The 21700-nt window shown below is 70.6% G+C and carries 19 protein-coding genes and 1 tRNA gene; 14 read left to right on the top strand and 6 right to left on the bottom strand.

Features of this window, described 5'->3' with window-relative positions; translation table 11 throughout:
• Nucleotides 1-2: 2 nt before the first annotated feature.
• The 5 genes from DEJ00_RS10670 (at nt 3) to DEJ00_RS10690 (ending at nt 5982) form a co-directional block, all read left to right on the top strand.
• Entirely contained in the window at nt 3-656 is a 654-nt protein-coding gene (locus DEJ00_RS10670) for a DUF1345 domain-containing protein (protein WP_111057322.1), read from the top strand.
• A gap of 352 nt (nt 657-1008) precedes the next feature.
• Nucleotides 1009-2043 (top strand): nitrilase-related carbon-nitrogen hydrolase, encoded by a 1035-nt coding sequence (locus DEJ00_RS10675; protein WP_111057323.1) that lies wholly within the window; start codon nt 1009-1011, stop codon nt 2041-2043.
• Nucleotides 2040-3050 (top strand): agmatine/peptidylarginine deiminase, encoded by a 1011-nt coding sequence (locus DEJ00_RS10680; protein ID WP_111057324.1) that lies wholly within the window; start codon nt 2040-2042, stop codon nt 3048-3050. Before DEJ00_RS10675 ends, DEJ00_RS10680 begins: the two co-directional genes overlap by 4 nt.
• Nucleotides 3051-3183: 133 nt before the next feature.
• Entirely contained in the window at nt 3184-4596 is a 1413-nt protein-coding gene (locus DEJ00_RS10685; RefSeq protein WP_051597034.1) for an APC family permease, read from the top strand.
• Nucleotides 4597-4617: 21 nt separating this feature from the next.
• Complete coding sequence (locus DEJ00_RS10690) at nt 4618-5982, top strand: NAD-dependent succinate-semialdehyde dehydrogenase (protein ID WP_111057325.1); 1365 nt, start codon at nt 4618-4620, stop codon at nt 5980-5982.
• A 167-nt stretch (nt 5983-6149) separates the two neighbouring features.
• Here the strand turns inward: DEJ00_RS10690 and DEJ00_RS18515 are convergent, their stop codons facing one another.
• The 4 genes from DEJ00_RS18515 to gabT form a co-directional block, all read right to left on the bottom strand.
• Nucleotides 6150-6308, bottom strand: a complete 159-nt coding sequence (locus DEJ00_RS18515; protein ID WP_155896911.1) for a hypothetical protein — start codon at nt 6306-6308, stop codon at nt 6150-6152.
• 60 nt (nt 6309-6368) lie between these two features.
• Nucleotides 6369-7739 (bottom strand): NAD(P)/FAD-dependent oxidoreductase, encoded by a 1371-nt coding sequence (locus DEJ00_RS10695; protein WP_111057326.1) that lies wholly within the window; start codon nt 7737-7739, stop codon nt 6369-6371.
• Entirely contained in the window at nt 7736-9223 is a 1488-nt protein-coding gene (locus DEJ00_RS10700) for an NAD-dependent succinate-semialdehyde dehydrogenase (RefSeq protein ID WP_111057372.1), read from the bottom strand. Before DEJ00_RS10700 ends, DEJ00_RS10695 begins: the two co-directional genes overlap by 4 nt.
• A gap of 68 nt (nt 9224-9291) precedes the next feature.
• The gene (gene gabT / locus DEJ00_RS10705) at nt 9292-10653 is read right to left on the bottom strand and encodes a 4-aminobutyrate--2-oxoglutarate transaminase (RefSeq protein ID WP_111057327.1); all 1362 of its coding nucleotides are present in this window, start codon (nt 10651-10653) and stop codon (nt 9292-9294) included.
• A 92-nt stretch (nt 10654-10745) separates the two neighbouring features.
• Between gabT and DEJ00_RS10710 the strand changes: the two genes are divergently transcribed.
• Nucleotides 10746-12281: a PucR family transcriptional regulator gene (locus DEJ00_RS10710; RefSeq protein WP_111057328.1), complete on the top strand. Its 1536-nt coding sequence runs from the start codon at nt 10746-10748 to the stop codon at nt 12279-12281.
• A gap of 20 nt (nt 12282-12301) precedes the next feature.
• On the top strand, nt 12302-12919 hold the full coding sequence (locus DEJ00_RS10715) for a TetR/AcrR family transcriptional regulator (RefSeq protein WP_111057329.1): 618 nt from the start codon (nt 12302-12304) through the stop codon (nt 12917-12919).
• Here the strand turns inward: DEJ00_RS10715 and DEJ00_RS10720 are convergent.
• The gene (locus DEJ00_RS10720; RefSeq protein WP_111057373.1) at nt 12902-13588 is read right to left on the bottom strand and encodes an NUDIX domain-containing protein; all 687 of its coding nucleotides are present in this window, start codon (nt 13586-13588) and stop codon (nt 12902-12904) included. The two genes, DEJ00_RS10715 and DEJ00_RS10720, sit on opposite strands and share 18 nt — an antisense overlap.
• 90 nt (nt 13589-13678) lie before the next feature.
• Here DEJ00_RS10720 and DEJ00_RS10725 point away from each other — a divergent pair, with 90 nt between their 5' ends.
• Entirely contained in the window at nt 13679-14158 is a 480-nt protein-coding gene (locus DEJ00_RS10725) for a hypothetical protein (protein WP_146247941.1), read from the top strand.
• 88 nt (nt 14159-14246) lie between these two features.
• Here the strand turns inward: DEJ00_RS10725 and DEJ00_RS10730 are convergent.
• Nucleotides 14247-14333: transfer RNA gene (locus tag DEJ00_RS10730), tRNA-Leu, on the bottom strand.
• 86 nt (nt 14334-14419) lie between these two features.
• Here DEJ00_RS10730 and DEJ00_RS10735 point away from each other — a divergent pair.
• The 6 genes from DEJ00_RS10735 to DEJ00_RS10760 are packed head-to-tail and all read left to right on the top strand — an operon-like array spanning nt 14420 to nt 21633.
• The gene (locus tag DEJ00_RS10735; protein WP_110863674.1) at nt 14420-15100 is read left to right on the top strand and encodes a DUF3662 and FHA domain-containing protein; all 681 of its coding nucleotides are present in this window, start codon (nt 14420-14422) and stop codon (nt 15098-15100) included.
• Nucleotides 15097-15648: an FHA domain-containing protein gene (locus DEJ00_RS10740; RefSeq protein WP_110861913.1), complete on the top strand. Its 552-nt coding sequence runs from the start codon at nt 15097-15099 to the stop codon at nt 15646-15648. Before DEJ00_RS10735 ends, DEJ00_RS10740 begins: the two co-directional genes overlap by 4 nt.
• A gap of 6 nt (nt 15649-15654) precedes the next feature.
• On the top strand, nt 15655-17007 hold the full coding sequence (locus tag DEJ00_RS10745; protein WP_111057331.1) for a Stp1/IreP family PP2C-type Ser/Thr phosphatase: 1353 nt from the start codon (nt 15655-15657) through the stop codon (nt 17005-17007).
• Nucleotides 17004-18437: an FtsW/RodA/SpoVE family cell cycle protein gene (locus tag DEJ00_RS10750; protein WP_111057332.1), complete on the top strand. Its 1434-nt coding sequence runs from the start codon at nt 17004-17006 to the stop codon at nt 18435-18437. Before DEJ00_RS10745 ends, DEJ00_RS10750 begins: the two co-directional genes overlap by 4 nt.
• A complete protein-coding gene (locus DEJ00_RS10755; protein ID WP_027466930.1) occupies nt 18434-19888 on the top strand; it encodes a penicillin-binding protein 2 in 1455 nt (484 codons plus the stop codon). Before DEJ00_RS10750 ends, DEJ00_RS10755 begins: the two co-directional genes overlap by 4 nt.
• Complete coding sequence (locus DEJ00_RS10760) at nt 19885-21633, top strand: serine/threonine-protein kinase (RefSeq protein ID WP_111057333.1); 1749 nt, start codon at nt 19885-19887, stop codon at nt 21631-21633. Before DEJ00_RS10755 ends, DEJ00_RS10760 begins: the two co-directional genes overlap by 4 nt.
• Nucleotides 21634-21700: the final 67 nt, after the last annotated feature.

Raw genomic sequence — 21700 nt, forward strand, 5'->3', positions numbered from 1 at the left:
CCGTGACCCCGACGAGGACCCGACAGAGACACGAACACCGGGCACCGGTCGCCGTCGCGGTCCTGGTGAACCTGGCGCTGAGCCTGTTCCTGCCCGACGAGGTGCTGTTCTTCCCGTCGTGGGTGGTGCCCGTCCTGGGCGTCCTGCTGCTCGCCCCGCTCATCGTCTTCAACCCGCGGCGTCTGACGCGCGAGACCACCTGGTCACGCTGGCTGTCGTTCGCGCTGGCGGCCCTGCTCACCGTCGCCAGCCAGCTCACCGTCATCCGGACCATCACCGAGCTGCTCGGCGGGCACGCGGACGGTGCGGCCGTGCTGCTCACCGCACTGCAGGTCTGGGTGAGCACGATCATCGTGTTCGGGCTCGTCTACTGGGAGCTCGACCGCGGGGGTCCGGTGGCACGGCGTCGCCCCGAGCTGTGGGCGAGTGCCGAGGCGGACTTCCAGTTCCCGCAGGAGACCGACCCGAAGACCGCGGACTGGCGGCCGGTCTACCTCGACTACCTCTACGTGGCGATGACGAACATGATGGCGTTCAGCCCGACGGACACGATGCCGATGACCGTCCGAGCGAAGATGATCATGGCCTACCAGGCGCTCAGTGGGTTCATCCTGCTGGCGCTGGTCATCTCGCGCGCGGTCAACATCATCAGCTGACCCTCGCGATCCCCAACCACGGCACTCGACGGCCGCGACGCGGTTCGGTGTCGTTCGACATCGGACCACCTTCGTGTCAGCGCCGGCGGACACGAGAAGCGCAGGCCGAGGGATGCAACTCGCTCGACGAGCGCGTTACACTGGCTCCGAGTTTCAGGCTCGGGACCCAGTTCGTCCCTCGTTCTCCACTCGGAGGACAAATCGAAGCCCACCACTGTTGCTGCAGTGGTGGGCTTCTTCTCTGCCCGGGCGCGCGTCCCGGCGACGACACGGAACCCGAGACCAGCATACTGATATTCGAGGGTCGAAACCGGGGTCTTGCGTCAATTGATCGTGTGATCAACAATGGCGCATGGACGTCGTCACCGCACCCTCGCTCCCGTCGCCGCTGCACGCCGACACCGGCGCACCCCGCCGGTCCCTCCGCGTCGCCCTCGTGCAGGTGCGGTGGCTCCCCGACCCGGACGAGCACCGGGCCCAGCTCGCCGACGGCATCGCGACCGCCGCAGCGCACGGAGCCACCGCGGTGTTCCTGCCCGAACTGACGCTGCGCCGCTACCCGGGCGACTCCCCGGCGAGCGGGACCCCGAAGGACCTCGCCGAGTCGCTGCAGGACGGTCCGACCGTCGCCTTCGCCCGTGCCCAGGCGATCCAGCACGGGGTGTTCGTGCACGCCTCCCTCTACGAGCGGCCGGACGACGACGACCAGCCCGACGACCCGCGCGGGTACAACACGGCGATCCTCGTCGCGCCCGACGGCACCCTGGTCGGCCGGACCCGGAAGACCCACATCCCGATCAGCGCCGGCTACCACGAGGACACGTACTTCCGCCCGGGGACGGACGACGACGCCTTCCCGGTGTACGAGCCCGCCGGACTCGGCGTGCGCCTCGGGCTGCCGACGTGCTGGGACGAGTGGTTCCCCGAGGTCGCCCGTTCCTACGGCCTCGCCGGGTCCGAGGTGCTCGTGTACCCGACGGCGATCGGCTCCGAACCGACCTTCCCCGACTTCGACACCGCGCCGATCTGGCAGCGGGTGATCGTGGCGAACGGCATCACCGCCGGGCAGTTCATGGTCGTGCCGAACCGGTGGGGTGACGAGGGCGACATCACGTTCTACGGCTCGTCCTTCATCTCGGACCCGTTCGGCCGGGTGCTCGTCGAGGCGCCCCGTGACGCGAGCGTGGTGCTCGTCGCCGACCTCGACCTCGACGCCCGGACGGAGTGGCTCCGGCTGTTCCCCTTCTACCTGACCCGGCGACCCGACCTGTACGCCGGACTCGTCGACCCCGTCGACGAGCAACGCCACGCGTACGGCGCACGCGACGCGATCGACGCGGCCCTGGCCGTGGAACCGGCCACCGCCGGGCGCGAGGCGCGCGCATGACGTGGGTGATGCCTCCCGAGACGGCTCCGCAGGAACGCACCTGGATGGCGTTCCCGCGCCCCGGCCTGACGCTCGGCGACGACGCGGCGAGTGCCGAGGCCGCGCGCACGGCGTGGGCGACCACGGCCAACACGATCAGCGAGCACCAGCCGGTGACCGTCGTCGTGGACCCGGTCGCTCGCGCGGATGCCGGTCGCCTGCTGTCGTCCGGCGTGGACGTGCTCGAGGCGCCCCTCGACGACTTCTGGATGCGCGACATCGGTCCGACGTTCGTCGTCGACGACGACACCGGGCGACTCGGCGCAGTCGACTGGGTCTTCAACGGCTGGGGGGCGAACCCGTGGTCGACCTGGACGCGTGACGCCGAGGTCGCCGCGACGGTCGCCCGTGCTGCGGGAGCCACACGGATCCCGTCGTTGCTCGTCAACGAGGGCGGGGCGATCCACGTCGACGGCACCGGCACTGTGCTCGTGACGGAGACGGTGCAGCTCGACCCGCGCCGGAACCCGTACGCCGACCGGGAGCGCGTCGAGCTGGAGCTGGCGCGCACGATCGGCGCCACACGGGTGATCTGGCTGCCACGCGGTCTGACGCGCGACTACGACGGCTTCGGCACCCGGGGCCACGTGGACATGGTGGCGACCTTCGCCGACCCGGGCACGGTCCTGCTGCACGCCCAGCCGGATGCGGGCCACCCGGACCACCTGGTCATGCCCCAGATCCGGCGAGCGCTCGAGCAGGCGACCGACGCGACGATCATCGAGTTGCCCGCCCCCTCGACGCTGTCGGACGACGGTGGACCGGTGGACTGGAACTACGTGAACCACGTCGTGGTGAACGGTGCCGTGATCGCCTGCGCGTTCGGCGACCCGGTCGCTGACGACCGCGCCAGGGGCATCCTCGCCGAGGCGTACCCGGGCCGACGGGTCCGCTCGATCGACGCGCGACAGGTGTTCGCGCGCGGCGGCGGGCTGCACTGCATCACGCAGCAGCAACCGGTGGCCTGAACCACTGCCGCGGTGTACAGCGGGTGCCGATCACCTGTACACCGCGGCCGGTCCGCCCACTGCCGACCCGTCGGTATGGTGCTCCGAACTGATCCGGGCGACGCTGCCCGGCCCCGAAGAGCAGGGAAGTCACATGGCATCACCGATCGCGGTCACCGCGCCGGCAGCACCGGTGCGCGGCGGGTCGCTGAAGCGGAGCCTCGGGCTCTGGGCGATCGTCGGACTCGGCCTCGGCTACATGACCCCGACGGTCGTGTTCGACACCTTCGGCATCGTCTCCGGGCAGACCGACGGCGCGGTGCCGAGCGCGTACCTCATCGCCCTCGTCATCATGGCGCTCACCGCGATCAGCTACGGGAAGATGGTGCGCGTCTACCCCGCGGCCGGTTCCGCGTACACGTACGTCCGGGAGTCGATGCACCCGAACCTCGGCTTCATGGTCGGCTGGGCGTCACTGCTCGACTACCTGCTGCTGCCGATGGTGAACGCCCTGATCATCCGGCTCTACCTGGAGCAGGTGTTCCCGGGGCTGCCCCCGTGGGTGACCGTCGTCGTGTACACGGTGTTCGTGACGACGGTGATCTGCCTGTCGATGCGCGGCACGTCGAACCTCAACATGGTGCTGCTCATCGGTGCGGTCCTGGCGATGATCGCGTTCGTGGTCTTCACCGTGATCGAGCTCACCCACGGTGCCGGTGCGGGCACGATCGTCAGCGCCGAACCCTTCGTCCACGACGGCGTGACGATGTCGGCCCTGCTCACCGGGGCGACGGTGGTGTGCTTCTCGTTCATCGGGTTCGACGCCGTGACGATGTACACGGAAGAGGCGAAGTCGATCCGCATCATGCCGAAGGCGATCATGCTGACCGTCCTGCTCGGCGGCGCGATCTTCCTGGTCTCCGCCTACTTCGCCCAGCTCCGCTTCCCCACCAACGCACCGTTCGGCGAGTTCACCGACGACCCGCTCCCCCAGATCGGCCTGCTCGTCGGCGGTCCGGTGTTCCAGGCGGTCCTGGTGTCGGCCGGGTTCGTCGCCGCACTCGCCTCGGGTCTCGCGTCGCACGCCAGCGTCGCCCGCATGCTCATGGTGATGGGTCGGAACAACGTGCTGCCGAAGCGGGTCTTCGGCTACGTGCACCCCCGTACGCACACCCCGGTGTTCAACGTGGTCTTCGTCGGCGCGGTCACCCTGCTGGCGATGAGCTTCTCACTCGACACGATCGCGGCCTACATCAACTTCGGCGCGCTCATCGCGTTCACCTTCGTCAACGCCACCGTGATCGTGCACTTCGCGATCCGGAACGGGCGCCGTCACACGGCGGGCGACCGCTGGCGCTACATCGTGCTGCCGGGGGTCGCGATGCTCCTGACCGGGGTGCTCTGGTCACAGCTCCATGCCGACGCCCTGATCGCAGGAGGAGTGTGGGCGGCGATCGGGTTCGTCTACCTGCTCGTCATCACGAAGGGCTTCCGGGTCGCACCGAAGGGCTTCGACGAGAACCAGCCCGTCACGGGTGTGAACAAGCAGCTGACCGACCAGGCCTGACCGCCACCACGAGAGGACGCCATGTACGCCGTCACCGACCCCACCACGGGCACGACCCTCGAGACCTACCCGACCATCACGGACGCGGAGCTGCACGATGCCGTCGCAGCCGCCGACCGCACCCACACCGAGTGGTCACGGACGACGACGGTCGCCGACCGCGCGGCCCTGCTCCACCGGGTCGCGGACCTGTACCGGGAGCGGCACGCCGAGCTCGCCGCCACGATCGTGCGCGAGATGGCGAAGCCGATCGACCAGGCGGAGGGCGAGGTCGACTTCTGCGCCGACATCTACGACTACTACGCGGACCACGCCGAGGCGTTCCTGGCCGACCAGCCGATCACCCTGGCTGACGGGTCCGAGGGGTCCGCGTTCATCCGCAAGGCCTCCATCGGCGTCGTGCTCGGCATCATGCCCTGGAACTTCCCCGCCTACCAGATCGCCCGGTTCGCCGGACCGAACCTGGTCATCGGCAACACCGTCCTGCTCAAGCACGCACCGCAGTGCCCGGAGTCCGCCCTGGCCATCGAGCGGATCTTCCACGATGCCGGCTTCCCGGACGGCGCCTACACGAACGTGTTCGCGACGAACGACCAGGTCGCCGACGTCATCGCCGACCCGCGCGTGCAGGGCGTCTCGCTCACCGGTTCGGCGCGCGCCGGTGCCGCGGTCGCCGAGATCGCCGGCCGGAACCTGACGAAGGTGGTGCTCGAACTCGGCGGGTCCGACCCCTTCATCGTGCTGTCCACCGACGACCTGGACGCCGTCGTCGAGTCCGCCGTCACCACCCGGCTCGAAGGGAACGGCCAGGTCTGCAACGCCCCGAAGCGGTTCCTGGTGGTCGACGGCCTGTACGACGAGTTCCTGGCGAAGTTCACCGCGGCGATGTCGGCGGTCGAACCGACCGATCCGAGCGTGCCCGGTGCCGAACTCGGTCCGTTGTCGTCCCCGGCCGCGGCCGACCGGCTGCAGGAACAGCTCGCTGCCGCCGTCGAGCAGGGTGCGACCGTCGTCACGGGCGGCGACCGCCAGGGCAACGCCTTCCTGCCGACGATCCTGACCGACGTCACACCGGACAACGACGCCTACCGCGAGGAGTTCTTCGGCCCCGTCGCCGCCGTGTACCGCGTCGCCGACGAGGACCAGGCGATCGCCCTGGCCAACGACACCCCGTACGGCCTCGGTTCGTACCTGTTCACCACCGACGCCGACCAGGCACTCCGGGTCGCCGACCGGATCGAGGCCGGCATGGTCTACGTGAACATCGTCGGCGCGGACAGCCCGGAGCTGCCGTTCGGTGGCGTCAAGGGCAGCGGCTTCGGCCGCGAGCTCGGCCCCCTGGGGGCCGACGAGTTCGTGAACAAGAAGCTGATCCGCATCGGCTGACCGACGCGGAGACGCCGGCGTCTCCGCGAGACGCCGCCGAATCCGGCGGCGTCTCGCTGACGTGACGGCGTCCGATCAAGACGCCGGTGTGTTGCAGCCGGCCCCACGACGGACGGGAGGCGCGGTGCCAGCTGGCACCGCGCCTCCCGTCCGTCCGTGGGTCGCCGCTACTGCTGCGGGTCGGCGGGCTCGCCGCCGGAGTCCGTGTCGCTGTCCTGCTGCGGGTCCTCCGTCGCGTCGCCCGTGGGTGACCCGTCCGGCAGGTCCTCGGTGTACTGCTCCTGGTCCTTGGTGGGGTCGCTGGACCCGTTCGCTGCGTCACTCATGGCCCGGACGGTACGCGTCGGCGCCTGGACGGGGCACCCAGCCGTAACCCGCCGAGGTGATTACCGTGCCGCAGTGGGCTGTGGAACGACCGCCAGGATCTCCTCGGCGACCTCACGACCGATGCGCACGGCACCGTCGACGTGCTGGTAGCCCTGCCCGGCCAGGTCGCTCGAGGCGAACCGGATCGGACCGACCGCGGCGCGCTGGTCGGCGCCGTAGCGGACGAGCCCGCCCAGGTCGAAGCTCGCCGCGTAGGCGCCGCGCGTCCACTCCTCGGTGCCCCAGTCGCTCTCGTAGTAGACGACGGGCGACAGGGCCTCGTCGCCGTAGTAGTGCGCCAGCGAGGCGAGCACCCGGGCCCGGCGCTCCTCGGTCGACAGCGCGAACAGGTCGTCCGCGTGCTGGTCGGAGACGAACCCGACCAGGGTCCCCTGCTCCGAACCGTGCGAGGTGTTGTCGTACGCCTCGTGCACGACCTCGTACGGGCTGAACGCGGTGCCGGACAGGCCCGCCGCACGCCAGAAGGGACGGTCGTAGACGGCGTGCACCTTGATCACGAAGCCCATCGACAGGTGCTGGTGCAGCTGGTGCTGGCGTCGGGGCAGCGGCGGCTCGTACGAGATCCGCGAGTACAGGGGCGGCGGGACCGCGACGAGTGCCTGTCGGGCGTGCACCTCGATGCCGCCGTCGGCGAGCGCGACGACCCCGTCGTCGCCCCACCGCAGCGTCCGGACCGGGGCGTTCAGGTGCACGTCGTCGCCGAGGCGCTCGGCGAGCCGCTGGGACACCTGCTGCATGCCGCCGACGACCCGCTTGTCGAGGATGAAGTCGGCGTCGACCAGGTTGGTGAAGCTCCCGGCGGACGCCGCCATCAGCAGGGCCTGCAGCGCCGAGAACGCGTGCGCGGGCTTCGTGAGCATCGCGCCGGCGATGAACAGCTCGACGTTGTCGGTCGCGACCCGGTCCGGGCTGAGGTCGTGCAGCCAGGCGCGGAACGAGACCTCGTCGAGGGCGGCCGCGTCCGGGGTCTCCCAGGGGCGAGCCGGGTCGACCTTCGCGACGTACTCGTCGACGACGGCGACGAGCCGTTCGATCTCGTTCGCCGTGGCCTCGGGCAGGGGGAAGATGTCGCCGGTGTACTCGGTCCGGGTGCCGTCGGCGTCGACGTAGACGCTGGAGCCCTCGCGGTACCGGTCGTACGTCTGCAGGCCGAGCTCGTCGAGGGTCTCGAGCAGTGCGGTCTGGTCGGGCGAGACCCACTGCCCGCCGATCTCCAGGGTCACCCCGTCGATGTCGTTCGTCCAGGTGCGGCCCCCCACGCGGTCGCGGGCCTCGAGCACGGCGACCCGCAGGCCGGCGGCCCGCAGGCGGTTCGCGGCGGTGAGACCGGCGACACCGGCTCCGATGACGACGACGTCCTTCTCGATCATCGAGCTGCTCCCTGTGCGGTCGTGGTGCTGTCGGTGTGCCGGAACGGGTCCGGGGTGAGCGTGTACATGGTCTCGAGGTACTCGGCGATGCCCTCGCCGCCGCCCTCGCGACCGAGGCCGGACTGCTTCACGCCGCCGAACGGGGCCGAGGCGTTCGACACGACCCCGGTGTTCAGCCCCAGCATCCCGGTCTCGAGCCGCTCCATCAGGCGCTGCCCGCGTGCCGGGTCCTCGGTGAACGCGTAGCCGACCAGACCGTACTCGGTGTCGTTCGCGGCGGCCACGGCCTCGTCCTCGGAGCGGAACGTGCGGATGGCGAGCACCGGCCCGAAGATCTCGTCGTCGAGGATCGCGCTGCCGGGTCGCACGTCGGTCAGGACGGTCGGTGCGTAGAAGGTGCCGGGCCCGTCGACCGGGTGTCCGCCGGTCCGGAGCGTCGCCCCGCGCTCGACCGCGTCGGTGACCAGGCGGTGCGCCTTGTCCACGGCTCGGGCGTCGATGAGCGGCCCGATGGCCACGCCGTCCTCGGTCCCCCGGCCGACCCGCATCGCGGCGACCCGCTCGGTGACCCGGCGGGTGAACTCGTCGGCGACGTCCTCGTGCACCAGGAACCGGTTCGCGGCGGTGCAGGCCTGGCCGGTGTTCCGGAACTTCGCGGCGAGCGCGCCCTCCACCGCCAGGTCGAGGTCGGCGTCGGCGAACACCAGGAACGGGGCGTTGCCGCCGAGTTCCATGCTCGTCCGGAGCACGTTCTGTGCCGCCTGGCCGAGCAGTGTCCGTCCGACCGGCGTGGAACCCGTGAAGGACAGCTTGCGCAGGCGGCGGTCGGCGATCACGGGCGCGGAGACGTCGGCGGCCCGGGTGGTCGGGACGACGTTGACGACGCCGGCGGGCACACCCGCCTCGACGAGCAGGTCGGCGAACAGCAGGGTGGTCAGCGGCGTCAGTTCGGCTGGCTTCACGACGACGGTGCAGCCTGCGGCGAGCGCCGGTGCGATCTTGCGGGTCGCCATCGCCAACGGGAAGTTCCACGGTGTGATCAGGAACGCGGGTCCGACGGGCTTGTGCGAGACGGTGGCACGGCCGGTCCCCTCGGGGTTGGTGCCGTACGAACCGCCGATCCGGACCGCTTCCTCCGAGAACCAGCGGAGGAACTCGCCGCCGTACGCGACCTCGCCGCGGGCCTCGGCCAGGGGCTTGCCCATCTCCAGCGTCATCAGGAGCGCGAACTCCTCGCGTCGCTCCTGCAGCAGGTCGAAGGCGCGGCGCAGCACCTCGGCGCGCTGCCGCGGGGGCGTGGTCGCCCAGCCGTGCCGTGCGGCGACGGCGGCGTCGAGCGCCTTCCGGCCGTCCTCGGGCGAGGCGTCGGCGATGTGCAGGAGTGTTTCGCCGGTCGCAGGGTCGACGACGGCGAAGGTACCGCCGTCGGCCGCCGGCTGCCAGGCACCGTCGACCAGGAGGCCCGTGGGGACGCGGTCGAGCACCGCCTGTTCGGCGGCTGGTCCGGTGGCGTCGGGGACGCTGGGCCACGCTGTGGCGGGGATCGTCGCGCTCACGACGCGGCCAGCCCGTCGAGGACGACGGTCAGGCCGTCGCGGAGCAGGACGTCGTCGATCGACAGCGGCGGCAGGAAGCGCACGACGTTGCCGTACGTGCCGGCCGTGAGGGCGATGACGCCGTGCTCGAACGCGTGCTGCACCACCCGTCCGGTGAGCCCGGGGTCGGGATCACCGGTGGCCGGGTCGACGAGCTCCATCGCGACCATCGCACCGCGGCCGCGGACGTCGCCGATGCGGGGGTCGTCGGCCTGCGCGCTGCGCAGGGCGTCGAGCAGGACCGTGCCGATCGCCCCGGCGCGCTCGACGAGTCCATCGTGCTCGAAGGCGTCGATGGCCGCGAGGGCTGCGGCGCAGGCGATCGGGTTGCCGCCGTACGTCCCGCCGAGGCCGCCGACGTGGGCGGAGTCCATGATCGCCGCACGCCCGGTCACACCGGACAACGGGAGTCCGCCGGCCATGCCCTTCGCGGTCGTGACGACGTCGGGCACGATCCCCTCGTGCTCGCTGGCGAACATCGCGCCGGTGCGGGCGAACCCGGTCTGCACCTCGTCGGCGATGAACACGACGCCGTTGGCGGTGGCCCACTCGGACAGTGCGGTGAGGAACCCCGGTGCCGGGACGACGAAGCCGCCCTCGCCCTGGATCGGTTCGATCAGGACCGCAGCGGTGTTCAGAGCTCCGACCTGCTTCTCGATCTGGCCGATCGCACGCTTCGCCGCCTCGGGCCCCGACAGCCCGTCGTGGAACGGGTACGACATCGGGACGCGGTAGACCTCGGGTGCGAACGGTCCGAAGCCGTTCTTGTAGGGCTGGTTCTTCGCGGTCAGCGCCATCGTCAGGTTCGTGCGGCCGTGGTAGGCGTGGTCGAAGACGACGACGGCCTGCCGACCGGTGTGCTTCCGGGCGATCTTGACGGCGTTCTCGACGGCCTCGGCCCCGGAGTTGAACAGCGCCGTCCGCTTCTCGTGGTCGCCGGGGGTCAGACGGTTGAGTGCCTCGGCGACGGCGACGTACCCGTCGTAGGCGGCGATGGTGAAGCACGTGTGCGTGAAGGCGGCGACCTGCTCGGTGACCGCAGCGACCACGCCGGGGTGGGCGTTGCCGACCGACGTCACGGCGATCCCGGACCCGAGGTCGACGAACGAGTTGCCGTCGGCGTCGACCACGACGCCGCCACCGGCCGCGACGACGGCGATGGGCACGGCGACCCCGACCCCGGCCGCGACGGCACCGGCCTTCCGGGCGAGCAACTCCTGTGATCGCGGGCCGGGGACTGCGGTGACGAGCCGTCGCTCCTGGGGCAGCGAGGGGCCGCCGGTGGTCGCTCGGGTCGCGGACGCTGCGGTGGAGGACATGCCGCGATGGTAGGAGCCACCACCGCACACTCGTACTGTCCACGGCGTACATCGGCCCCCGGGCAGATCGACCCGGTGGATAGGGTGACCGCATGCCCGCAACGCTGCGCTCCCTGCTGCACCGGCGTGAACTCCACCTGCGCCCGCTCACCGACGCGGACGAGCACGCCCTCGATGCCCCGCTGTCCTGGCTGCACAGCTCGGACCTCGAGGACCCGACGCCGTTCCTCGCCGAAGGACAGGGACTGCTCACGACCGGCACGCAGTTCGGTGCCGAGGCCGAGGTGCGCGACGACGTCGCCGAGGCCTACGTCCGGCGGCTCGTCGACGGCGGTGTCGTGGCGCTCGGGTTCGGCACCGAGGTGGTCCGGGCCGGCACCCCCGACGCCCTGGTCGCCGCCTGCACCCGGAACGGACTGCCGCTGTTCGAGGTGCCCTACGAGACCTCCTTCATCGCGGTCGCGCAGGCCAACGCCGAAGCGGTCGCGCGGGACGCCAACGCACGCGGTGCCTGGGCCCTCGCCGCGCAGCGGGCCATCTCGCTCGCCGCGATGCGACCGGACGGACTCGGTGCGACCATCGCCGAGCTGTCCCGGCAGCTCGACGGGTGGGTCGGCCTGTTCGACGTCTCCGGGCGGCTCGACCGCGGACACCCCGCCGACGGGCTGCCCGCTGCCGACCTCGACCTCCTGCGGACCGAGGCGCTGCGGCTGCTGCGCTCCGGGCAGCGAGCGAGCCTGCCGGTCGCCACGGACCGGGGCGTCGGGTACACCCTGCAGACGCTCGGCAGAGGCGGGCACCTGAGCGGCGTCCTCGCGATCGCGAACGGCGGAGCCCTCGACCGGGCCGGACGCGAGGTCGTCACGGCCGTGATCGCCCTGGCCGGCCTCGCCCTGCAGCAGAACCGCGAGCTCGCCCGTGCCCGCGGACTCCTGCGCACCGGACTCCTCACGATGCTGTCCGTCGGCGAACCCGAGGTGGTGCAGGCGACGTCACGCGAGGTGTGGGGGCCGCTGCCCGCCGAACCCGTCCGGATCGCGGCCGTCGACGTCCCCGACCACGACCTCGACACCGTGGTGGACCTGCTCGAACTGTGGGTGCAGGACCGTCCGGGGCACCTGTTCTTCGCGGTCGACGACGCCCTGTTCCTCTGCGTGAACGCGGACGACACCGGGATCGTCGGTGAACTCGTCGACCGCTTCGACCTGCGCGCCGGCCTGTCCGACGGCGCCGCGTACCGGTCGTTCGGACGCGCCCGCACCGAGGCCGTGCAGGCGCTCGACCGACGCCGTGAAGGACGCCCGGGCACCACCGAGTTCGGCGACCTCGCCCGAGAGGGGGTGCTCGCCCACCTCGCCCACGTCGACGTGGACGCCGGTGCCGTCGCCCGCGCGTTCCTCGCCCCGCTGCTCGACCACGACCGCACGGCCGGCACCGAGCTCACGGGCACCGTCCGGACCTGGCTGCAGGAGAACTGCGAGTACGACCGCACCGCACGGGTCCTCGGCATCCACCGGCACACCGCCCGCGCCCGGGTGGAGCACGCCGGTCGGCTCCTCGACCGTGACCTCTCCGTCTTCTCGACCCGGGCCGACCTCTGGGCAGCCTTCGTGGTCGAGGGCGCGTGACGCGCGGATACGGTGGGACGATGCCGTCGACACCGGCCCGCCGGCGCCTGAGCCCGGCCGAACGCGGAGCCCAGATCACGGCGGCCGCCGTCGACCTGGCGCGTGCCGAGGGCCTCGCGGCGGTGACGCTCCGCGGGGTCGCCGCCGTGATCGGGGTCGCGCCCTCGCTCGTCGCCCACTACCGCCCGAGCATGGAGGACCTGGTCGGCGAGACGTTCCGCACCGTCGCGGTGGCCGAGGTCGCCGAGGTCCGCGCGATCGTCGCCGCTGCGCCCGACCCCGTCTCCGGCCTCCGCACCCTGCTCGACTGCATCGCCGATCCCGCCCGCGACGACGTCGCCACCCTGTGGGCCGACGCGTGGAGCATCGGCCGCACGAACGCGGCACTGGCGACCGCGGCACGGGACGTCATGGACGACTGGCAGCTCCTCGCGACCACGGTCGTCGTCGACGGGGTGCGCGCGGGGGTGCTGCACACCGACGACCCGGACGGCGTCGGACGCCTGCTCTTCGCGCTCGTCGACGCCACCAACGGGTACGCCCTGGTCGACTACCTCGACCGCCCGACCCGCGAGGGCCTGGTCCGCACGACGATCGCGCGAGCGGTGGGCCTGGACGGGTCAGCCCTGTCGGGGTGACACCCGCCGCAGCGCCACCCACTGCAGCAGCATGATCGTCTTGCCGTCGGCGATCCGACCGTCCGCCACCATCGCGAGCGCCTCGTCGAGCTGCACCTCGAGCACCTCGATGTCCTCGCCCTCGTCCTCCACGCCGCCACCGGCCTCGACCCGGTCGGCCGGCGTGTACGCGCCGAGGTAGAAGTGGACCCGCTCGGTGACCGAACCGGGGCTCATGAACACGTCGCCCAGGTGCTCGAGCGCACCGAGCCGGATGCCGAGCTCCTCGACCGCTTCACGCCGCACCGCGGTCTCGGGGTCGTCCTCGTCGAGCAGTCCCGCAGCGGCCTCGATCAACATGCCGTCCGGGTGTCCGTTCACGTACGCCGGCCACCGGAACTGCCGCGTGAGCAGGACGGTGCCGCGCTCGGCGTCGTACGGCAGCACCGTCGCACCGTTGCCGCGGTCGTAGGTCTCGCGCTGCTGCCGGTCCCACCGACCGTCACGGCGCCGGACGTCGAGGGTCGTGCGGCGGAGCACGTGCCAGCCGTTCGACACCACCTCGACGTCCCGCACGACGACGTCGGGGTTGCGGTCGAGGGCACGGCCCACGGCGTCGAGTCCGATGCGACCGCGGTCGTCGGGGACGTCGACACCGGGACGGGGGACGGTCGTGCGTTCGTCGGTCACCCGGTCACCGTAGCGGGGCACCTCGGCAGGACTCCGTCCGCTCGGTACGCTCGACGTGCCGCACCAGGGAGCGGCAGAGGGCGGTGCAGCATGACCAGGACGTTCATCCTCCGACGACCGGACCGACCGCAGGTGGTCACCGTGTCCTTCGTGCTGTGGCTGGTGTGGGTGGCAGCCTGCATCGTCGCCACCGTGCTCCAGTTCTTCGCGACGGACGCCGCGGTCGGCCAGGCACCGGTCCTCGCCGGGATCGTCGCCCTGGCGCTCTGGGCCCTGGTGACGTGGGCGGTGTTCCGGATGGCCGGAGGCTCCCGCGTCGCGCGCATCGTGCTCGTCGTCGTCGCGGCCTTCCGCGCGGTCCTGAGCCTGACCGGCGGCGAACTCGCGGTGCTGACGATCGCGCTGTCGGTCGTCGCCGCGATCCTGCTCTTCCTGCCCAGCGCGCGCCCGTTCTTCACCCCGCAGCAGGCCCGGAGAGCCGACCACGGGTTCGACGGGACCGGCGTGTCGGGGCCGAGCCGTGCCTCCAGGCCGGATGCCGACCACACGACGGACGCCGACCGGGCCTGAGGCCACACGCGTCGACGGCCGGCCCCTGCCCGCGCCCGAGAAACAGGAAAGGCCCCGGATTCCTCCGGGGCCTTTCCTGTTCTTCGCCTGGTGCGCGAGGGGGGACTTGAACCCCCACGCCGTTTCCAGCACACGGACCTGAACCGTGCGCGTCTACCAATTCCGCCACTCGCGCCAGCCCCGAAACACTACCACGCACAGACGGGTGTCAACGCCAACCACTACCATGCAGTGGTTGACGACCGACGACACGGGAGACGCATGGGCCTGCTGGACAACTTCGAGCGAGGGTTGGAACGCGCCGTCAACGGCGCGTTCGCGAAGACCTTCCGCTCCGGGGTGCAGCCCGTCGAGATCTCGAGCGCCCTGCGGCGCGAGCTCGACACGAAGGCTGCAGTGGTCTCCCGCGAGCGCATCCTCGTGCCGAACGAGTTCACCGTGCGCCTGGCACCGCCGGACTTCACACGTATGAACGACGTCGGTCGCCCGCTCATCGACGAACTGACCCAGATGGTGCACCAACACGCCGTCGCGCAGAACTACTCGTTCTCCGGCCCGGTCACCATCCGGCTCCAGCAGGACGGCACGCTCTCGACGGGCATCCTGCAGGTCGACTCCACCACCGTGCAGCGCGACGTGGCCTGGATCCCGGTGCTCGACATCGGCTCGCAGCGACACCGACTGCACCGCGGGCGCACGGTGATCGGGCGCGGCAGCGACGCCGACATCACCATCGCGGACACCGGGACGAGCCGGAAGCACGTCGAGGTGCTGTGGGACGGCAAGCACGCCCAGGCCACCGATCTCGGCTCCACGAACGGCTCGAAGCTGAACGGTCAGCACTTCCAGCAGGCGATCGTCGAGCCGGACTCCACCATCGAGATCGGTCGTACCCGTATGGTGTTCCGGGTGATCCCGGAGAACGACGGAGGTGCTCGATGACCACAGGCCTGACCCTGCTCGTCCTGCGCTTCGCGTTCCTCGCGGTGCTCTGGCTGTTCGTGTTCGTGATCGTGTTCGCCCTGCGCAGCGATCTCTTCGGCCAGCGCGTCCGCACGATCCCGACCGATCCCAAGTCGGCGCCGTCCGGACCGAGCACCCCCACCGTCCCGGCGGCGGCGGCCCCCGGCCCCGCCTCGAGCGGTGCGTTCACCGACGTGATCGGGCAACCCGGCGGTGCGCAACGGCCCGCCTCGCCGGCCGCGTCCCGCCTGGTCATCACCGAGGGTGCACGCGAGGGCATGGAGATGCCCCTGGGTGGCGGCCCCATCACGATCGGACGTTCGAGCGAGTCGAACGTCGTGATCCGTGACGACTACACCTCGACCAACCACGCCCGCCTCGACCTCCGCGCCGACGGCTGGCTCCTCACCGACCTCGAGTCCACGAACGGCACCTTCGTCAACGGTCAGAAGGTGAGCGCTCCCGTCCTCGTGGCAGAGGGCACGCCCATCACGATCGGGACGACGACGTTCGAGCTGCGGCGGTAACCCGGCATGACCGCTCGCACGCTGAGCGCCGCTGTGTCCCACGTGGGGCGCATCCGCGCGAACAACCAGGACTCCGGCTACGCCGGGGCGCACCTGTTCGCGGTGGCGGACGGCATGGGCGGCCACGCCGGCGGTGACGTCGCCTCGGCGATCGCGATCCGGCGCATCCGCGAGGTCGACCGCGAGTTCCCGTCGGCGCACGACGCCGAGTTCGCGCTGCAGTCGGCACTCATCGCGGCGAACCAGCTGATCACCGAGACCGTGTTCGAGCACCAGGAGCTCACCGGGATGGGCACCACGGTGTCCGCGATGATCCGCGTCGGCGAGCAGATCGCGATCGCGCACATCGGTGACTCCCGCATCTACCGTCACCGCGACGGCGAGCTGCAGCAGATCACGTCCGACCACACCTTCGTCCAGCGTCTCGTCGACAGCGGCCGGATCACGCCGGAGGAAGCCGCGGTCCACCCGCGTCGCTCCGTGCTGATGCGCGTGCTCGGTGACGTCGACGCAGCACCCGAGGTCGACACGGCGATCATGGACATCCAGCCGGGCGACCGCTGGCTGCTCTGCTCCGACGGCCTGTCCTCGTACCTGGCCGAAGAGCGAATCCGCCACGCCCTGGCCTCGAACATGGACGCCAACCAGGTCACGCAGCGCCTGGTGAAGGAGACGCTCGACCACGGCGCCCCCGACAACGTCACCGTCGTGGTGATGGACGTCACGGACACCGAACCCGAGGACGACGACGACGCGGCCACCACGGTCGGCTCCGCTGCGGCACCGCTCACCTTCGAGGCGTCGACCGGCCGCAAGCCGATCCGCCTCCCCACGATCCTGCTGCACCCGCTCAAGGTCACCACCGCGCCCGAGGACTCGCACTTCGAGCCCGAGTCCGACCAGTTCTTCGCCGAGCTCATCGCCGAGGACCGCCGACGCCGCATCCGCCGTCGGGTTTCCTGGACCGTCGCGCTCGTGGTCGCGGTCGCCGTGCTCGTCGGCGCGGTGTTCATCGGCTGGCGGATCACGCAGGACCACTACTACGTCGGCACCGACCGCGGGACCGTCGCGATCTACAAGGGCGTGCAGCAGTCGATCGGGCCGTTGGCCTTGTCCGACGTGTACGAGGACACCGACATCACGGTCTCGTCGCTGCCGGACTACACCCGCGAGAACGTCCGCTCGACGATCAACGCGCAGTCCCTCACCGACGCGCGTGACATCGTCGACCGCCTGCGCAAGGCCGCCGCGACCGGCGAGGACCAGGCCGGCACCGGTGGGGACGGGGACGTCAGCTCGTCACCGTCGCCCTCGCCGACCCGATCACCGTCGCCGAACCCGACGCGGAGCCCGCGATGAGCAACGCCACGGCCGCCCAGTCCTTCACCCAGGCGATCACGATCAAGCTCCGGGAGCCCGCCCGCGCGCGGAACCTCGAGCTCTTCCTGCTCGTCATCGCGTGCGGCATCTGCGCGGGTGCGATGGTGCTCGTGCAGCTCGGCACCAAGGGCCGGCTGTTCGACCAGTCGGTGCTCTGGGTCGGCGGTGGCATCCTCGGCCTCGCACTCGTCATGCACGTGGTGCTGCGGGTCGTGGCGAAGAACGCCGACCCGTTCATCCTGCCGATCGCGCTCGTCCTGAACGGCATCGGCATCGCCGAGATCTACCGCATCGACGTCCACAACGGCCTGTCCGGCTGGGACGCCATCGGCGTGAAGCAGATCGTCTGGACGATGCTCGCGATGGTCCTGGCGATCATCACGCTCGTCGCCGTCCGCAACCACCGGTTCCTGCAGCGGTACCGCTACATCTTCATGGCGCTGACGATCGTCCTGCTGCTCCTGCCGATGCTGCCGGGCATCGGCACGAACATCGGTGGCGCGCGGGTCTGGATCAAGATCGGCCCGTTCTCGTTCCAGCCCGGTGAACTCGCGAAGATCACCATGGCGCTGTTCTTCGCCGGGTACCTCGTCACCGCCCGCGACTCGCTGTCGATCGTCGGCAAGAAGTTCCTCGGCATGACGTTCCCGCGTGCCCGTGACCTCGGTCCGATCCTGGTGATGTGGGGCGCCGCGATGGCCGTCCTCGTGTTCCAGCGCGACCTCGGCACCGCCCTGCTGTACTTCGGCCTGTTCCTCGTGATGATCTACGTCGCCACGGCACGCGTCAGCTGGGTCGCGATCGGGCTCACGCTGTTCATCGGTGGTGCCCTCGTCGCGCAGAGCGTCCTGGAGTACGTGCGCGGCCGCTTCGAACAGTGGCTCGACCCGTTCAACCAAGAGGTCTTCAGCCGCGACACCCAGGCGAGCTACCAGCTCGTGCAGGGCCTGTTCGGGTTCGCGAACGGCGGGATCACCGGAACCGGGCTCGGGCAGGGCAGGCCGTACATCACGCCGGTCGCCAACGCCGACTACATCGTCGCGTCGCTCGGTGAGGAGCTCGGCCTGATCGGCGTCTTCGCGATCCTCGCCCTCTTCATCGTGTTCGCATCGCGTGGCATCCGCGTCGGGTTCATGGCGCAGGACGACTTCGGCAAGCTGCTCGGTGTCGGCTTCGGCTTCATCATCGCCCTGCAGGTGTTCGTGGTCGTCGGCGGCATCACCCGGATCATCCCGGTGACGGGCCTGACGACGCCGTTCATGGCCGCCGGTGGTTCGTCACTCATCGCCAACTGGATCATCGCCGCGATGCTGCTGCGCCTGACCGACTCGATCCCCGCCGAACAGCGTGTCCAGCAGGGCGCGCTGCCCGCCGCGAGCGGGCGGACCAGGAAGGAGCGTCGTCGATGAACCGACAGCTCCGCGGTGTCTCGACCGTCATCGTGCTCATGTTCGTCGCACTCTTCGTGTCGACGACGTCGATCCAGTTCTTCGCAGCCGACTCGTTGCGCGCCGACTCCCGGAATTCCCGAACCATCTTGGACAGTTACTCAACCAAGCGTGGCGCGATCCTCGTCGACGGCAGCCCGATCGCCGAGTCGACCCCGGTGGACGACCAGTACCAGTACCAGCGGAAGTACACGAACGGCGACCTGTACTCGGCGGTGACCGGGTACTTCACGATCGGGCAGGGCAACACCGGCATCGAGAGCGCGGAGAACACCGTGCTGTCGGGCAACTCCGACGCCTCGTTCTTCCAGAACCTCAACTCGATCCTCACCGGCCAGGACGTCCAGGGCGACAACGTCAACCTGACCATCGACCCCGACGTGCAACAGGCCGCGTACGACGCACTCGGCACCAACAGCGGTGCCGTCGTCGCGATCCAGCCGAAGACCGGCAAGATCCTCGCGATGGTCTCGAAGCCGAGCTACGACCCGAACTCGCTCACCTCGCACGACACGGCCGAGGTCAAGCGGCAGTACGACGCCCTGCTCGGCGCCGACACCGCCCCGTTGCAGAACCGCGCCATCGGCGGTGACCTGTACACGCCCGGGTCGGTGTTCAAGCTCGTGGTGGCCTCCGCGGCACTCGAGGGCGGCAAGTACAACCTCGACTCCACGTTCCCGAACCCGTCGCGACTACAGCTGCCCGGGACGAGCTCCTACATCAACAACGCCGAGGGTGGCACCTGCGGCGGTGGCGACAAGGTCAAGCTCCGCACGGCCATCCAGTACTCCTGCAACATCCCCTTCGCGGAACTCGGCCAGAAGCTCGGGTACGACGCGATCAAGAGCATGGCCGACAAGTACGGCTTCGGCGACGCGATCGAGGTCCCGATGGCTGCCACCGCGAGCCAGTACCCCGACGTCGACTCGACGGCCCAGCTCATGCTGAGCGCCTTCGGCCAGGCCAGCGTCCGAGTCTCCCCGCTGCAGATGGCGATGGTGTCGGCCGGCATCGCGAACGGTGGCAAGGTCATGCAGCCGTCGCTGATCGACTCGATCACCACGAGCGACCTGAAGACGGTCGAGTCCTTCTCCCCGAAGCAGTACAGTGATCCGCTGTCACCCTCCGAGTCCGCTGACCTCACCGAGGCCATGCAGAGCGTCGTGAACGCGGGGACCGGTACCAATGCCAAGATCGACGGTGTCGACGTCGCCGGCAAGACCGGCACGGCCGAAGGTGGCACCGGCGATCCCTACACGCTCTGGTTCACGGGGTTCGCCCCCGCCAAGGACCCGGAGGTCGCCGTGGCGGTCGTCGTCGGCAACGGCGGCGGGCTCGGGCAGTCCGGAGTCGGCAACACGGTCGCGGCCCCGGTCGCGAAGAAAGTCATGGAGGCGGTGCTGAACAAATGAGACCCACCAGCGGACTCACCTTCGGTGGGCGGTACCAGCTCTCCTCCCGGGTCGCCATCGGCGGCATGGGCGAGGTGTGGCAGGCGACCGACCTCGTCATCGGCCGAACCGTCGCACTCAAGATCCTCAAGGACGAGTACCTCGGTGACCCCGGTTTCCTCGAGCGCTTCCGCGCCGAGGCCCGGCACGCTGCCCTCGTCAACCACGAGGGCATCGCCAACGTCTTCGACTACGGCGAGGAGGACGGCAGCGCCTACCTCGTGATGGAGCTCGTCCCCGGCGAGGCCCTGTCGACCATGATCGAGCGCGAGCACACGCTCCCGGTCGACAAGGTGCTCGACATCGTCGCGCAGACCGCGAACGCCCTGCAGGCCGCGCACGCGGTCGGCCTGGTGCACCGCGACATCAAGCCCGGCAACCTGCTCATCACGCCCGACGGGCGCGTCAAGATCACCGACTTCGGCATCGCCCGCATCGCCGACCAGGTCCCGCTCACCGCGACCGGTCAGGTGATGGGCACGGTGCAGTACCTGTCGCCCGAGCAGGCGAGCGGCCACCCCGCCTCGCCGTCGACCGACATCTACTCGCTCGGCATCGTCGCGTACGAGGCCCTGGCGGGTCGTCGTCCGTTCACCGGTGAGTCGCAGGTCGCGATCGCGATGGCACACATCAACGAGCAGCCGCCGCCGCTGCCCGGGGACATCCCGGAGCCCGTCTCGGCCCTGGTCATCTCGTGCATCGCGAAGAAGCCCGCCGACCGTCCCGCGACGGCCGCCAACCTCGCCCGTGCCGCACAGGCGCTCCGTCGTGGTGACGTGGCCGCAGCCACCGTGGCCGTCCCCGCGATCGCGCAGAACGGCACCGTCGCGTTCAACCCGCCGCAGGGCCAGGGGAACGACGCCGCGACCGCACTCATCGGCACCCAGGCCGGCGCGGTGGCCGGTGGCGCGGGTACCCCCGGCTCGCCCGTCTCCGACGATTCCGACGAGCCGAAGAAGAAGCGCGCCTGGATCTGGTGGGTCGTCGGTGTCGTCGTCGTGCTCGCCATCGCAGCCGTCATCGGAGCCGTCGCCCTGAACGGTGCAGGCGACCCGGAGCCCGCTCCGACGAAGAGCTCGAGTTCCCCGAAACCGAGCCGGACCCCGACGCCGACGCCGACCCCCACGCCCTCACCGAGCAGGGTGACGGTGTCCCTGGCGGACTACACCGGCGTGCAGGCGACGGAGGCCCAGGCGCGCCTGCAGCAGCTCGGGCTCGAGGCGACGATCGTCGACGGCGACCCGGCTGCCAACGCCGGTCAGGTCGGCACGGTGCAGTCACTCGACCCCACCGGCAACCTCGAACCCGGCACGCTCGTGACCATCAAGGCGTACACCGCGGTGCCGACCGTCACGACCGCACCCGATGCCCCGACCGCCGGGACGGTCTCGTCGGACGGCAAGGTGACGTTCTCGTGGAACGCCTTCACGGCGTGCCCGGCCGGCCACTCGTTGAGCGGGTACAACTACACGATCAACAACGGCACCGACGGGAAGAACCAGTCCACCGGCACCGTGACCACGACCTCGATCGAGGTCACGGGCGCCGAACCGGGCACGATCTCGCTCTCGTACACGGCGAAGTGCGGCGACCTGACCTCGCCGAGCTCGTCCACCACGAGCGCCACGTGGGAGGCCACCGACGAGCCGACCACCGACCCGACCGAGGGCAACAACCCCAGCCAGGGTCCGCAGGACCCGAACTGAACGCCCCCCGGACGGGGACTGTCGACACCGTTCGGTAACGGTTCGGTCGAGCGCGCGGTGACCAGCC

The organism is Curtobacterium sp. MCLR17_039, assembly GCF_003234745.1.
In the GTDB taxonomy this organism is placed as follows: domain Bacteria; phylum Actinomycetota; class Actinomycetes; order Actinomycetales; family Microbacteriaceae; genus Curtobacterium; species Curtobacterium flaccumfaciens.

What these genes read in the sequence shown, in the direction of transcription:
- DEJ00_RS10695 (WP_111057326.1), bottom strand. Translation starts at nt 7,739, where the DNA reads ATGATCGAGAAGGACGTCGTCGTCATCGGAGCCGGTGTCGCCGGTCTC.
- DEJ00_RS10740 (WP_110861913.1), top strand. Translation starts at nt 15,097, where the DNA reads ATGACCACAGGCCTGACCCTGCTCGTCCTGCGCTTCGCGTTCCTCGCG.
- DEJ00_RS10685 (WP_051597034.1), top strand. Translation starts at nt 3,184, where the DNA reads ATGGCATCACCGATCGCGGTCACCGCGCCGGCAGCACCGGTGCGCGGC.
- DEJ00_RS10750 (WP_111057332.1), top strand. Translation starts at nt 17,004, where the DNA reads ATGAGCAACGCCACGGCCGCCCAGTCCTTCACCCAGGCGATCACGATC.
- DEJ00_RS10715 (WP_111057329.1), top strand. Translation starts at nt 12,302, where the DNA reads ATGCCGTCGACACCGGCCCGCCGGCGCCTGAGCCCGGCCGAACGCGGA.
- DEJ00_RS10710 (WP_111057328.1), top strand. Translation starts at nt 10,746, where the DNA reads ATGCCCGCAACGCTGCGCTCCCTGCTGCACCGGCGTGAACTCCACCTG.
- DEJ00_RS10725 (WP_146247941.1), top strand. Translation starts at nt 13,679, where the DNA reads ATGACCAGGACGTTCATCCTCCGACGACCGGACCGACCGCAGGTGGTC.
- DEJ00_RS10690 (WP_111057325.1), top strand. Translation starts at nt 4,618, where the DNA reads ATGTACGCCGTCACCGACCCCACCACGGGCACGACCCTCGAGACCTAC.
- DEJ00_RS10735 (WP_110863674.1), top strand. Translation starts at nt 14,420, where the DNA reads ATGGGCCTGCTGGACAACTTCGAGCGAGGGTTGGAACGCGCCGTCAAC.
- DEJ00_RS10675 (WP_111057323.1), top strand. Translation starts at nt 1,009, where the DNA reads ATGGACGTCGTCACCGCACCCTCGCTCCCGTCGCCGCTGCACGCCGAC.
- DEJ00_RS10680 (WP_111057324.1), top strand. Translation starts at nt 2,040, where the DNA reads ATGACGTGGGTGATGCCTCCCGAGACGGCTCCGCAGGAACGCACCTGG.
- DEJ00_RS18515 (WP_155896911.1), bottom strand. Translation starts at nt 6,308, where the DNA reads ATGAGTGACGCAGCGAACGGGTCCAGCGACCCCACCAAGGACCAGGAG.
- DEJ00_RS10755 (WP_027466930.1), top strand. Translation starts at nt 18,434, where the DNA reads ATGAACCGACAGCTCCGCGGTGTCTCGACCGTCATCGTGCTCATGTTC.
- gabT (WP_111057327.1), bottom strand. Translation starts at nt 10,653, where the DNA reads ATGTCCTCCACCGCAGCGTCCGCGACCCGAGCGACCACCGGCGGCCCC.
- DEJ00_RS10760 (WP_111057333.1), top strand. Translation starts at nt 19,885, where the DNA reads ATGAGACCCACCAGCGGACTCACCTTCGGTGGGCGGTACCAGCTCTCC.
- DEJ00_RS10745 (WP_111057331.1), top strand. Translation starts at nt 15,655, where the DNA reads ATGACCGCTCGCACGCTGAGCGCCGCTGTGTCCCACGTGGGGCGCATC.